This is a genomic window from Bdellovibrio reynosensis, from assembly GCF_022814725.1.
In the GTDB taxonomy this organism is placed as follows: Bacteria; Bdellovibrionota; Bdellovibrionia; order Bdellovibrionales; family Bdellovibrionaceae; genus Bdellovibrio; species Bdellovibrio reynosensis.
This window is the reverse complement of sequence record NZ_CP093442.1, coordinates 2,849,599-2,863,362: the sequence shown is the minus strand read 5'-3', so window position 1 is coordinate 2,863,362 and position 13,764 is coordinate 2,849,599. Positions and strand designations below refer to the sequence as shown.

Sequence of the window (13,764 nt, the reverse complement as noted above, 5' to 3'; positions counted from 1 at the left end):
GATATCACCTAGTTGGGAACCCGGAACCACTCAATGGCATCAACAAATGCTTTTGGTTGGTAGGCTTTAGCTGGTTCGCTCCACAGAATTTCTCTCCAGCCAAGGCTGCGGAAAGAAGGGTTTTCTAAGTCCCTTTTTTGAATGAACTCAAATACGTTCACCACTTGCTCAAGCTCAGCTTTTTTAGTTAATAGCGATGGCAAGTGGAATTGCACGAAGGCCGTTCCTTTGTTTTGGGCACCAAACCCCTCGGCTCCGTGCTTCAGAAACTTAGAATAGAAAATTTCTTTTTTAAGATCACAGTGATCCACCACCAAAAGTTTTTCAGTGATGTCAGCGTAATCCATGACGTATGAAAAATTATATCCCCCGCACTTTTCAACAACAGTTCTGCTGGCTTTGATCTGCCCAAAAGATTTTAACGGAATAGAATACCGCGAAGGCAGCATCCAAATTTGGTTCTGATCGCGCAAAGCTATTTGTAATTGCGGTTCGGCTTTCGCAATTTTTAAAAACTGCTGAAACACCTGTGACTTTTCTGTCAGACCTACGGAACTGACATAAAGAACGTCAAAAACGGCTTCCGCAAATGCTTGCTGAAATCCGTTAGACTGAAGTTCATTCGTAAAGCTTGTAACAAACAGGCGATGGACCTCAGAAGTCCTCATCAGGCCCCCTGTTGAAACAAAAGCACTTACGTTTTTTATAGCCTCAGCAGCTTTTAATAAAGCAATGCCCGAGCCCGCACTATGATTGATTAATGGTAACTGAGGTGATTGGTCCGCATTTAATAAGCTCGGCAGATCGCGAACGAAATTATACCGTTCTTTTGATGAAAGGGACTTATAGGATTCAATCCAAGAGGTTACCAGCAAAGGTCTTAGGCTCATTTCAACGACCTGTGGTTCGATGGATTCTAGGTTCCCACTATCGCAAGCTGCATGGTGCTCTGACTGCTTCCATGGGGACTCACAATAAGCAGGGGTCGACTTAATGACGTAGGGCCATTTTACTTTTCTTAAAGCCGTTTTAATTTTGGTCTTAGGATCACCAATATTAAGATCGCCCTCATTTAAAAAAATAATAAAGTCGGTGATCACTTCTTCCATCAAATCCTGTTGGGCAAAAAGTGATTCATTATTTTCACGGTACCAGATTTTTGTAAGTGCTTTTTCTAAATGCCCCGGAGCTTCTAATAGGCTTTCACCCATATAGATATGATTTCCCTGAACACGGAATAAATAGGGTCTATCGCCAATGATAGTTAACTGAACTTTGCGTTTAAAGGGCGCAATACTTTCTAAAAGACGTTCGGTTTGTTGAATGCGATAAGCAATGTCAGCCGTTTTTTCACCGAAATAAGTGCTGTAAGCAGTTTCCTTATTTATGGCACAGCGATAGATCGTTTCGGCGCTATCTATACCTAGCCTGTCTATTCTTTCGACAACCTTGGATTCAATACAAAGCGGCCTCTTCGTCATGTGAAGAATAGTGAGGCTAAGTAGCCCAAAACACATAAAACTAAAAAAGGTCAGCCAACGAGCAAGCATCACTGATTGTGATTTGCAAAAGACAGACCTGTTTTAATGGGAGTGATTGTTGGTTTTTACTAGAAGATCCGCCAAGGCATCGCGGGATAGAGGTTTTTGTAAATATCCATCAAACCCTTCAGCTAAGCACTTTTCTTCGTCACCCTTCATTGCATGGGCGGTCAAAGCAACAACCGGTCCTTCATAACCCTGGGAACGTAGCTGTTTCACGGCCTCAAAGCCATCCATCACAGGCATTTGAATGTCCATAAGCACAAGGGAGTATTCATTACTACCGCATTTTTCCACTGCTTCCTTTCCGTTTTGAGCCACTTCTATTTTATCAGAGGTGATTCCCATTTTTTGTAAGTAGCGGACGAAAAGATTTCGGTTGTCTGGGGCATCGTCGACGATCAAGATTCTTTCAATATTTTCTAGGCCTGCAATAGGTCCTTTAGGTGGCGCTTTTTTCGGTGGATGAACTTCTTCCACTTCAGTGTACCCAACAGAAGCAATAAAAGTAGTTCCCTCGCCAAGGGTGCTATTATCTAAAATGACATCGCCACCAAGTAGGCGGGCTAATTTACGAGACAGATATAGTCCTAGGCCCGTGCCACCAAAGCGACGGGTTGTAGAGGTTTCCGCCTGAGAGAACGCTTGAAATAATTCAGTTCGCTTATTTGGAGGAATACCGATGCCTGAATCCTTAATGACAAATTCTATAAGGTGTTTTCCGGGTTTAACTTCCAGTTCGACATAACCTTTTTCAGTAAACTTAATAGCGTTACCAAGCAGATTAATCAGAATCTGACGAAGTCGCGTGGGATCCGTTTTTATATAATGAGGCAGATCATGGTAATGAGTTTTTAGCTCTATTCCTTTTTCTAAGGCACGAACATTTAAAAGCTGAATAATATCCTTCAATAAATCAGGCAGATCGAAATTAATTTTTTCGATCTGAATTCTTTCTGATTCAACTTTTGAAATATCTAAAATTTCATCGACGATTTCCATAAGCTGCTGTCCGTTTCTTAGGACCGTCGTAATTAACTCTTTTTGCGGATCATCGAGGAAATTATCTTCTTTAAGAAGTTCAGCGTACCCTAGCATAGCTCCTAATGGTGTGCGAATCTCATGGCTCATGTTTGCTAGGAATAGGGTTTTAGATCTACTGGCTTCTTGAGCTTTCAGATAAAGCCTAGAATTTACAATGGCAGACGCTAAGCGACTGCTTAAATCCTCGCCGAATACCAAGTCCATGTGATTATAGTTTTTAGTTTTAGAAATATAAGACACAAGGCCTATAGGACTTTGCCCAGGGATCTTGATTGCATTGCGCAGAATTGAAGCGACTTGAAATGCATTCTCGGTCTTAGCAGCCTCAGTACTGAAGGTTTCCTTTATATAGGATTTAGCCGGAGTTCCGAAATCAATCGTTGATTCCCCCGTACGCAATACATTTGCGGGACCGACTTGCGCATCCCAACGCATGGGATGGTCTTTTACCCATTTAGCAATAAATTCTTCGTCTGCAGGTTCTTTACCGCCAACATAAGTCACTTCGACATCATTTCTTTCTTCGTTTAGAACCTGAACGACGCAGACATCGCACATGAACTCAACACTTTTTCTGATGAATTCTTGAATGGCAGAATCAATATCAAAGTTTTTCGAGATCGCAGCACTGACGCTTGATAGGAAACTCATCTGTAGGGCGCGCTCTTCGGCAGCTTGCCGCGCAGCTTGTTCTTGGATTAAAGAAATTTTTTGCAATTCAGTTTCTTTTTTTTCTGTGATGTCTTCAGAGATACCTAAAAGGTATTCCGCCCTGCCATCTTTATTTAGCAAAGGAATCTTCTTAGTGTGCAGAACGCGCGTACCTTTGTTAGTTTCGATCGGCTCTTCGGCGATATCAACCACACGGGCTTTCTTCAAAACATCTTTATCTTTAGAGGTAAAAAAATCGGCTTGATCCTTTGGAAAGAAATCGTAGTCGTTCTTCCCCATCATCATGGTGCGCGGAACACCAATAAGTTCTTCGCCTGCTTTATTAAAACGCACGAACCGCAGGTCTTTAGCATCCTTTACAAAAACCATGTTAGGAATGTTTTCGAAAATTGCTTCGAAGAAGGCTTCTGACCTTCTTAGTTGTGCAGTCCGTTCCTGAACCCGTTCTTCAAGCTTATGTTTGGACTTTTCTAATTCTTCTTCCGCTTTTTTGCGCGCAGTTAAATCCAAAATCACGCCGATGATTTTGTTATCATCGATATAACTAAGACCGACTAACACAGGAATAATAGTTCCGTTTTTATGGACATATCTTTTTTCAATGGGTTCGGTCGATGTCTTTATGTCCGAAACTTCTTGCGCTCTTTGCACGGATTTTTCTAAATCTTCAGGTACGGTGATCTTGGACCAATAAAGCTCACCTCTTCCAACTTCTTCACGGGTGTAGCCTATAAGATTTAAAAAGTAAGAATTGGCTTCAGTGATTTTACCCGACAGATCCCCAAGAACGATACCAACAACGTTGGATTCAAAAATCGTCCGATAATTTTGTGCAATGCCATTATTCGAAGATTCTGCCATAGACTCAGTCTACGCCTGCGAATAGGTGCTTTCAAATCAATTGCCCTAAAGGTATTGAATGGGACTCAGTGGCCGCATTTTTTGCTGTAAGACAATTTCCAAGGTTAATTCTGGGCGCTGACTTTTCCCAGAGGCTTTAAAACACCCACTTTGCCTACTTTAGAGGGAAGTGGATGTTGAATTTTCTCAGCTACCATCGGATTTAAATCAACTAACTTAGAAAGATCTAAGCCCGTTTTAATTCCCATACCGTGGAACATGTAAACCACGTCTTCTGTGGCGACGTTTCCAGTCGCACCAGGAGCGTAAGGGCAACCACCCAGTCCACCTAGACTTGTGTCGAAAATTTTCACTCCAACCTTATAGGCAGCAAGGATGTTGGCTAAGGCTTGTCCACGAGTATCGTGAAAATGCCCTGCTAATTTTTTAACTGGAACAACTTTTTTGAGTTTTTTAAACATCAATTCAACTTGGCCCGCGTTCGCTACACCGATGGTATCGCCAATGGAAATTTCGTACACGCCAAGCTTATACATTCTTTGTGCAAGCTTGATCACTTTTGCTTCAGAAACTTTTCCTTCAAACGGACAGCCAAAACATGTCGACAAATAGCCACGAACTTTAATTTTGTGCTTCTTTGCTAAAGCCATCACAGGCTCAAAGCGCTTAAAGCTTTCGTCGATGGAACAATTGATGTTCTTTAAAGAAAAAGATTCAGAGCAAGCCGCAAAGATCGCAACTTCTTTTACACCACTGGCGATGGCATCAAGCATGCCTTTTTCATTAGGAACTAAAACTGAAAATTCAGTTTTCTTAGGAATCACACCCTGCTTTACCAAAGCAAAAGACTGTGCCACGATTTCAGCAGTTCCCGCCATTTGCGGAACCCACTTTGGTGAAACGAAAGCTCCGACCTCTAGGCGTTTAACGCCTGCATTAGTCAGACGACGGGCAATTTCCACCCGCGTTTCAGCATCCAAAACGGTTTTCTCGTTTTGTAAGCCATCTCTTAATCCCATTTCAACAATCGTGACTGCGTTTTTCATACAGGCTTTCTTTTAACTATGCCTTCTCTGGTTGAATCTTAACTAACAATTTACCTAGGGCTACTTGTTCGCCCACTGTGCATTGAATTGAATCAATAACACCAGCAATATCAGCCTTTAGAGTATACTCCATCTTCATCGCTTCCATGACTAAGACAGATTGGCCTGCTTGAATACTAGCCCCTGGGCTAACTAAAATTTTAGTCACTTTGCCTGGCATTGGTGAAACGATCTGATCAGAGGAACCTGAAGCGCCACCCTTTTTGCGACCTTTTTTCCCGGCTGCCGTATCAATTGTGAAAGTTCTACCGTTTAAATGAACCCACATAGTTCCTTTAAGAAGCTGAGCTTGAACTTTGTGATCTACACCATCTACGCGAATTTTCATTTCCATTAGATACCTCTCCAGTAAGAAGTCCATGGTGATTGGGAAACTGTTCCTTGATCACTTCCCGCACCTCTTAAGTGTGCTAAAGCGCCGTCCGCGATTTTCTTATCAAGCTCTGACAAAGCAGGCTCTTTAATCGGCTCGCTAAAATATGTTTCAATAAATCGCGTCGTCATTGTGCCCATAACAAATTCTTTATGGGACAGAATTTCGATCAAATATGGAATGTTCGTGTGAACACCGAAAACCACAGAGTCTTGCAACACCTTGATCATTTTCTGAATCGCACGTGGACGGTTTTCATCCCATACGATCACTTTTGCGATCATTGGATCATAGTAAGGAGTGATAGTGTCGCCTTCATCAAAACCATATTCGTAACGGCGACGCGGACCCTCAGGCCATTGTACTTTTCCTAGTAACCCAGTTGATGGAACACCACCAAGATAAGGATTTTCAGCATAGATACGGCATTCGATAGAATGTCCGCGAGGAATGCGAATCGTTTTAGGATCATGCACGAATTCACCCTGCGCCGTTAGGATTTGCATTTTTACTAAATCCACACCCAAAACTTCTTCAGTCACTGGATGTTCAACTTGCAAACGCGTATTTACTTCTAGCAAATAGAATTCACCGTCTTGCAATAGGAACTCAACTGTTCCTGCACCTTTATAATTACCTAAAGTCGCAATGGCGCAAGCTGCTTCGCCCATACGACGGCGAAGATCTTCAGTTAATGAAGGCGAAGTTGCTTCTTCGATGATTTTTTGATGGCGACGTTGAACAGAACACTCACGGTCAAAGAAATGTTGAACGTTGCCAGTGCTATCACCGAAAACTTGGAACTCAATGTGTTTAGCGCGATCCAAATATTTTTCCAGAAAAACTTTCGGCGAACCAAACGCACTTGCAGCTTCACGTTGCGCTGATTCAATCAGTTCACCCGCTTCCGCAGATGATTTGATTAACTTCATACCACGACCGCCACCACCAGCAGCGGCTTTTACGATTACCGGGAAACCGATTTTTTCAGCTTGAGTGATAAGGTGAACGACATCTTGGTTTTCACCTTGATAACCTGGCACCAAAGGAAGTCCGGCTTTTTTCGCTAATTCTTTACAGTGAACTTTATCACCTAAAGAGCGAATTGAATCCGCAGAAGGACCAATAAAGACCAATCCTGCTTTAGTTACTGCTTCAGCAAAGTCAGCATTTTCAGAAAGGAAACCAAATCCAGGATGCACAGCTTGTGCTCCACCAGCTAAGGCGCCATCAATGTTAGCTTTGATGTTCAAGTAACTTTCAGCCGTTGCTGCTGGACCGATGCACATAGTTTTAGTCGCCATACGGTAAGCACGCGAATTGATATCTGCTTCTGAATGTAAAAGAACTGTTTCTATTCCTAATTCTTCGCAGGCTTTAATAATACGAACTGCGACTTCACCGCGATTTGCGACGGCGATACGGGTAAACTTAGCCATTATTGAGATCTCCATGAAGGTTCACGTTTTTCAAGAAAGGACTTTAAACCTTCTTGGCCTTCGGCGCTGGCGCGACGTTCAGCAATCAAATTCGTTGTGGAATTGCGCTGCTGATCCCACGTCATATGATCGATATTGTTCAAAAGTTTTTTAGTAGCTCGAACAGCTTCAGGTCCACATTGCAAATAAGCATGCAAAACTTTTTGCACGGCCGTGTGACCTTCACCTGCCGGCACTACTTCGGTTACTAATCCTGCTTGATGGGCCACATGCGGGTTAAACACCACGCCTGAAAGCATCAACGGGCGGACTTTACCTGGAACTGCTTTTTTAGAAACAAATGAACTGATCACTGCCGGAGCAATGCCAAGTTTCACTTCACTAAAGCAAAACTGAGTTCCCTCTTCAGCAATGACTTCGTCACAAACAGCCACTAAACCCAAAGCACCACCAAAAGCAGCGCCGTGGACTAAACCGATAACAGGCAAAGTGCAGTGCGCGATAGATTCAAACATGTGAAATAGTTTTAAAGAGTCATCCTGATTTTGGACGAAAGAAAAGTTCACCATTTCTTTCATCCAGTTCAAGTCAGCCCCAGCACAGAAGACTTTTCCTTCCCCTTGTAATACCACTGCACGTAAATCAGTGCGCGCGTTCAGGTCGTGGAAAATTTTTGTGATTTCAGCGATCATCTCGGGGTTAAAAGCATTACGCACTTCAGGGCGGTGCAATTTAACGTAAGCGACGTGATTAAGTTCTGTAACAACAACAAAAGACATAATTACATCCTAAAGACACCTTGGGATTTTTCGCCCCAAGATTTGTTTAAGCTCGCAGCAATACCCAATGCTAGAACACGACGCGTGTCCGCCGGATCAATAATGCCATCATCCCACAGACGAGCTGATGAATAATAACAAGAGCTTTCTTTTTCGTATTTCTCTAACGTCGGACGTTTGAATTCAGCTTGTTCGTCAGGTGACATCGTTTGTTTTTTCGCTGCCATCTGATCCATTTTTACAGTCAATAAAACGTTCGCCGCTTGTTCACCGCCCATCACGCTGATCTTAGCATTAGGCCACATCCACATTTGGCGAGGTTGGAAGGCTCTGCCGCACATACCGTAGTTACCGGCACCGTACGATCCCCCAATCACCACTGTGAATTTTGGAACGTGGGCATTAGAAACGGCCATAACCATTTTTGCCCCGTGCTTAGCGATACCTTCGTTTTCATATTTTTTACCGACCATGAAGCCAGTGATGTTTTGCAAGAAGATCAAAGGAACTTCGCGTTGTTCACAAAGCTCGATGAAGTGCGCTGCTTTCTGTGCGCTTTCGCTGAACAACACTCCGTTATTCGCGATGATACCCACAGGCATACCCCAGATGTGAGCAAAACCTGTCACCAATGTTTTTCCGAACAATGGTTTAAATTCATGGAAGCGAGAACCATCCACAACGCGCGCGATGATTTCACGCACATCAAATGGAACGCGGCTGTCTTTAGGGATAACACCGTAAATTTCTTTGCTGTCAAATTGCGGCTCTTCCACCGGCATCATTTTTAATTCAACTGCACGCTTGTGATTTAAGTGCGCTACGATGGAACGAGTGATTTCAATAGCGTGTTGATCGTCTTCAGCAAAGTGATCCGTCACACCACTGTTTTCACAGTGCACTTGCGCGCCACCAAGTTCTTGCGCATCAACCACTTCACCGGTCGCCGCTTTAACTAATGGCGGACCACCTAGGAAAATAGTTCCGTTTTCTTTTACGATCACAGTTTCATCACTCATCGCTGGCACATAGGCTCCACCCGCGGTACATGAACCCATGACCACAGCGATTTGCGGAATGTTTGCCGCCGACATGCGAGCTTGATTATAGAAAATACGACCAAAGTGGTCTCTATCAGGGAATACATCCGCTTGCATTGGCAAGAAAGCACCACCAGAATCCACAAGATAGATACATGGCAGACCGTTTTCAAAAGCAACTTCTTGGGCGCGCAAATGCTTTTTCACGGTCATTGGGAAATAAGTTCCCCCTTTAACAGTCGCATCGTTGGCTACAATCATAACCTCAGTGCCATGAACAACACCGATACCAGTGATAACACCAGCTCCTGGCGCTTGGCCTTCATACATATCCCACGCTGCTAATGATGAGAATTCTAAAAATGCCGTGCCTTTATCTAGCAAAGCTTCAATACGTTCGCGAGCGGTTAATTTACCGCGTGCTTTATGTTTTTTGGTCGCGTCTTCTCCGCCACCCTGTTTTACCAAGTTCACGCGCTCACGCCATTCGTTCACAACATTCATCATCGCTTCGCGATTGGCTTTGAAATCAGCAGAGCCTGTATCAATATGACTTTCTAAAATTTCCATTTACTCTAACCTTGGCCGCTCAACGCAGGCATGTGTTTAAAATTCAAATTCAAGCGGATCTCAGCGATGGCTTGTTCGTGTTCGTCAAAAACCTTCACTTCAGCTTCAGCCTTGGCTTCGCGGTTATCCCGAACTTGAGTTAAAATAATTTCGCGGCTTTGTTCGGAAAGTTCCAAGCGCAGACGGCATTCTTCACTGCAAGTTTTAAAGAAATTTGCTTCTGTGTGCGTAACAGTGATTTGAAAACCACCAATCGGCGCATGTCGCATCCACAAAAGTTTAGACGCCTCAACCGCTGCAGTGATCAGCGCACCTTCATGCAATGCATTTTCTTCGCTCATGTTGCGAGTGCGAGCTGGAATGACCATCTCAACTTGCGTGTCTGACAGACGAGAAATTCTTAAACCCATCCCTGCAGAAAAAGGTCTTACGATATCAAGCGCATAACTAAGCGCAGCATGAGAGGCCTTCGGAGAAATCTCTTCTAACAACGCCGCCAGATCAGCGGCCCCTAAGCGAATTCCGCGTTCTTCGAGCTGGCTTTTCAAACCGTCTTTTGCACTTTGCAACTGTTGTCGCAAGTTTTGCTCAAGCTCAATCCCCTTTGACATTAAGATTGTCAGCCATTGCTGATTCATGAGATATCCTCTCTGGTCTACATCGGAGTACCGGACACGATAGTTGAAAAAAACGAAATATCATGCTCGGATAAGGTTGTCAGTTTTAGAACACTGAGTAATAGAGAGAGGACTCTAGAAATGAAGAAAATTGTTAGTCTCATCGTTTTCGTTGCCGCCCTCGTATGGACTTGGAACGTAATTCACACTTCAGAAGCCGTTGGATTTGAGACGCACTCCGGCATTCAGGTGAAATTGGCTGAGCTTATCGGCAACACTTTGGTTACTAAAAAGCCCAACGCTAAAGACCTTACAATCATGAGACTTTGGACTGAAACTTTAAGCGACAACAAAGTGCGCGCCACGTTTGCTTACAAATTTGTTGAGCCAACTGAAGACGGCGAAGAGTTAGAACAAGTTATCGAAGGTGAAGCTGTTCTTTACCGCGAACCATCTGAAGATTCAGACGTTGATAAATGGACTTTGCAATCAGTTAAAACAACTAACGACATCGTAGTTTTCACTGAAGGTTCGACTATCACTCCGGGCGAAGAAACTGAAGAAGCAGAAACAGCAACTACTGGCGAAACACCAGCGGCCACTCCTGCTCCGACAGCCACTCCTGCTGTAACACCAGCAGCCCCTAAAACAGAGCACTAATGCCTATTCCCACTCAATTTGTACAAATTGATGAAGAGGGATTTGGACTGAGCCGCGAGGTTCGCATCCAAGACCCTCTAGTGGGCCAAGAACTTCTGCAAAATTTAAAACTTCACGAAGGTGGCACCTTAGTTTCCACTATCGGCGCAACACCAGTCATCGTTGAAGCTTTCGACGAACCTTATATCGCTACCAATGTTCACCTTAAAAATAATTCTTGGGAAATCAGCCTTCCTTACGGTGTTCATTATGCGTTTGAACTTGAATCCCTATCACTTGATGAATGGGATCGTTTCCACGGATATGCTTCGAATAAAATTCCTTTTGTTTTCTCGCGCAAAGCCCAAGCCGAATTCTTTAATTTGCTAGATGAATACGGCGACGATTACGTCGAGTTTCAAGGGAAGCAGATTGAAATTCCAAACTACTGGCAGCCTAAAAAAGAAGTCGAAAAAGAAAAATTTTGGACTTCGATTTATGAGGAAGAAAAAAATCCCGGCTGGAATTTAGGCGAACCCGCTGAAGCCTTAAAAGACATGATTCCGCGTCTGAAAATCTCCCGTTCCCGCGTCCTGGTTTTGGGTTGCGGTGAAGGTCACGATGCCGCTTTATTTGCAGCGGCAGGGCACTTTGTAACGGCGGTGGATATTTCCCCAGTGGCTTTAGAAAGAGCAAAAAAACTTTACGGACACTTGGAAAATATCACGTTCATGGAAGCGGATCTTTTCAAACTTCCACAGAACATGGATCAATCTTTTGACATTGTTTTCGAACACACGTGCTATTGCGCTATAAACCCAATCAAAAGACAGGAATTAGTCAAAACCTGGAATCGTCTTTTGGTAAGTGGCGGTCATTTGATGGGTGTTTTCTTTGCCTTTGAAAAACGCCAAGGCCCCCCTTATGGTGGAAGTGAATGGGAACTTCGCCAACGCTTAAAAGGTCACTATCACCCGATCTTCTGGGGCCGCTGGCAAAAGTCAGTCCCAAGACGCCAGGGAAAAGAGTTCTTCGTTTATCTAAAAAAGAAGTAGGAATTTATGCATATCGAATTCACTCAAGCCGATGACAGTCATGTGGAAAGTCTTGTGCAGCTTGTGAATTCAGCTTATCGCGGTGATAGCTCGAAAGTGGGCTGGACCACGGAAGCTGACATTCTTGGCGGCCAGCGCGTCGACAAACAGGGTATCACCGATCTCATTCACAAAGATGGTTCGATTGTTCTTATCGCTGAGGATGACGACACCGGAAATCTTTTGGGCTGTGTTCACTTAGAACACCAAGATGAAAAATGCTACTTGGGAATGTTAACCGTCGATCCGAAACTGCAAAAAAAGAGCATAGGGAAAATGCTTTTGGCAGAGTCAGAAGCACTTGCACAATTTTGGGATTGTAATACCATTTTTATGACGGTGATTTCTGTGCGTAAGGAACTGATTGCTTGGTATGAAAAGCATGGGTTCCGCCTAACTGGAGAAAAGAAACCTTTTCCATACGGTGACGAACGCTTCGGAATTCCGAAAGTGGAAAATCTTGAATTTGTGGTTCTTGCTAAAAAAATCTAGGGCCTTATGCACTTCGACTTTGTCTGAGTATTCACTGTTTTTCCAAGGAGGGAAAAATGATGATCAAGGGATGGATCCTTTGTCTTCTATTGCTTTGCTGCGTTCAATCTCAAGCTAAAATTCATATCCCAAGCGACAAGAATGTTTTAAGTGAATTCGGGACCTGCAAACCTGATTACCTCCCCGCTAATTTTCAAATCTCAGTTTGGAATATTAAAAAAGGCTCTGAAGGTGCCCGTTGGGCCCGCGATTTTACTTCTTTAGTTCAACGTTCAAACCTAGTCCTGATTCAAGAATCCATGCTTGATGCTTTTGTTCCAGCGATTGCCTTAAACCAAAAAGGTTTTTGCTGGAACTTCGCAACAAGCTTCATTGATAACGACAATAATCCAACAGGCGTCATGAGCGGTGGTCGCATCAAAGCTTTATCGGTCCACTACTTAAGAAGCCCTGGCAGAGAACCCATCCTGAACACCCCTAAGATGACTTTGATTGAAGAGTACGCCATCGCCAATCACCCGCAGACTCTATTGATTGCCAATATCCATGCTTTGAACTTTGTCAGTAACGAGACTAATCGCGAACACATTGACCAGGCTGCGGACTACTTGAAAAAGCACAAAGGCCCCATGATTTTCGCTGGCGACTTTAATACTTGGAACGGGAACCGCCTTTCAGCTACAGATGCGATTATGAACTACCTTAAATTAAAGAAAGTAGTTCTTAAAAACGATAGTCGTGGTCGTAAGTTAGATCACATCTATATTCGCGGGTTTGATACCTTAGAGGCTGAAATTCTTAATGATGTCGACAGCTCTGATCACAAGCCACTGACAGCGGTTTTACGCCTTAAATGACATCGTTTTTCGAAATTCATTTTCGGCATAATAACTTTAGATCTATGTATTAAAAGTTTTCACAGATTCAGCGCATAGTCTCCTTTTTGGAGGTAACCATGTCTGTGAAAACTGCCTTAGTCGCACTTTTGGGAATTTTCGTTACTTCATTTTCTTTCGCCGACCAAATGGGACCTAACGGCGATAAATTCTACGAAGAAGCTGCGCACTTTGAAAACGCGTGCAATGCTGATTCGTGCAAAGCTCCTTATTCAAAACAAGTCGTCTATAATCAGAAAGCCAAGCTTAGTAAACTTTCTGAGCCTGTAAAAGGTGTCCTTCGTGGCATCGCCGCTGAACAAGCGCAAATCTGGGGCGATACTATTTTGGAGGGCGATTATTATTCTACGGGTCGCACTCGGTTGGATGGCGTCGTTGCTTACTTTAAAAACGACGTTTTAGTTGGTTATAAAATCCAATACTCTGAAAAAGCTTGGTACACAGGTGACTGTGGCTTTGATGGCTCTAGAGAAACTTTAAAAAATTGCAAAGAGGGCCGAATTGTCGAAGGAAGTTACGTTTCCTCTGACACGCAAACCTATTTTAGCGACGAAGAACGTTACGCTGAGTTTTCTTTTCAAACAAACTAGAATCTAGAATA

Annotated in this window: 13 protein-coding genes; 5 read left to right on the top strand and 8 right to left on the bottom strand. The window is 43.5% G+C overall.

Annotated features, from left to right (window positions below):
• Positions 1-8 precede the first annotated feature (8 nt).
• The 8 genes from MNR06_RS13505 to MNR06_RS13470 all read right to left on the bottom strand — a co-directional run bounded on the left by MNR06_RS13505 (position 9) and on the right by MNR06_RS13470 (position 10,063).
• Positions 9-1,481 carry a hypothetical protein gene (locus tag MNR06_RS13505; protein ID WP_243536887.1) on the bottom strand — a complete coding sequence of 491 codons (1,473 nt, stop codon included), beginning with the start codon at positions 1,479-1,481 and terminating at the stop codon, positions 9-11.
• A 102-nt stretch (positions 1,482-1,583) separates the two neighbouring features.
• A complete protein-coding gene (locus tag MNR06_RS13500; RefSeq protein WP_243536886.1) occupies positions 1,584-4,118 on the bottom strand; it encodes a PAS domain S-box protein in 2,535 nt (844 codons plus the stop codon).
• 104 nt (positions 4,119-4,222) lie between these two features.
• A complete protein-coding gene (locus tag MNR06_RS13495) occupies positions 4,223-5,164 on the bottom strand; it encodes a hydroxymethylglutaryl-CoA lyase (protein WP_243536885.1) in 942 nt (313 codons plus the stop codon).
• A 16-nt stretch (positions 5,165-5,180) separates the two neighbouring features.
• Positions 5,181-5,558 carry an acetyl-CoA carboxylase biotin carboxyl carrier protein subunit gene (locus MNR06_RS13490; RefSeq protein WP_243536884.1) on the bottom strand — a complete coding sequence of 126 codons (378 nt, stop codon included), beginning with the start codon at positions 5,556-5,558 and terminating at the stop codon, positions 5,181-5,183.
• Complete coding sequence (locus MNR06_RS13485) at positions 5,558-7,036, bottom strand: acetyl-CoA carboxylase biotin carboxylase subunit (protein WP_243536883.1); 1,479 nt, start codon at positions 7,034-7,036, stop codon at positions 5,558-5,560. The genes MNR06_RS13490 and MNR06_RS13485 overlap by 1 nt, the downstream gene beginning before the upstream one ends.
• On the bottom strand, positions 7,036-7,815 hold the full coding sequence (locus MNR06_RS13480; protein ID WP_243536882.1) for an enoyl-CoA hydratase-related protein: 780 nt from the start codon (positions 7,813-7,815) through the stop codon (positions 7,036-7,038). The genes MNR06_RS13485 and MNR06_RS13480 overlap by 1 nt, the downstream gene beginning before the upstream one ends.
• Positions 7,816-7,817: 2 nt before the next feature.
• Positions 7,818-9,425, bottom strand: coding sequence for a carboxyl transferase domain-containing protein (locus tag MNR06_RS13475; RefSeq protein WP_243536881.1), 1,608 nt, complete (start codon positions 9,423-9,425; stop codon positions 7,818-7,820).
• Positions 9,426-9,430: 5 nt separating this feature from the next.
• A complete protein-coding gene (locus MNR06_RS13470) occupies positions 9,431-10,063 on the bottom strand; it encodes a hotdog family protein (RefSeq protein ID WP_243536880.1) in 633 nt (210 codons plus the stop codon).
• Between the two features lie 120 nt (positions 10,064-10,183).
• On the opposite strand from MNR06_RS13470, the gene MNR06_RS13465 reads away from it, so the two are divergent.
• The 5 genes from MNR06_RS13465 (at position 10,184) to MNR06_RS13445 (ending at position 13,753) form a co-directional block, all read left to right on the top strand.
• Positions 10,184-10,702: a hypothetical protein gene (locus tag MNR06_RS13465; RefSeq protein WP_243536879.1), complete on the top strand. Its 519-nt coding sequence runs from the start codon at positions 10,184-10,186 to the stop codon at positions 10,700-10,702.
• Positions 10,702-11,736 carry a class I SAM-dependent methyltransferase gene (locus tag MNR06_RS13460; protein WP_243536878.1) on the top strand — a complete coding sequence of 345 codons (1,035 nt, stop codon included), beginning with the start codon at positions 10,702-10,704 and terminating at the stop codon, positions 11,734-11,736. Before MNR06_RS13465 ends, MNR06_RS13460 begins: the two co-directional genes overlap by 1 nt.
• Positions 11,737-11,742: 6 nt before the next feature.
• The gene (locus MNR06_RS13455; protein ID WP_243536877.1) at positions 11,743-12,267 is read left to right on the top strand and encodes a GNAT family N-acetyltransferase; all 525 of its coding nucleotides are present in this window, start codon (positions 11,743-11,745) and stop codon (positions 12,265-12,267) included.
• 56 nt (positions 12,268-12,323) lie between these two features.
• The gene (locus MNR06_RS13450; RefSeq protein WP_243536876.1) at positions 12,324-13,124 is read left to right on the top strand and encodes an endonuclease/exonuclease/phosphatase family protein; all 801 of its coding nucleotides are present in this window, start codon (positions 12,324-12,326) and stop codon (positions 13,122-13,124) included.
• A 98-nt stretch (positions 13,125-13,222) separates the two neighbouring features.
• A complete protein-coding gene (locus MNR06_RS13445) occupies positions 13,223-13,753 on the top strand; it encodes a hypothetical protein (RefSeq protein ID WP_243536875.1) in 531 nt (176 codons plus the stop codon).
• Positions 13,754-13,764 lie beyond the last annotated feature (11 nt).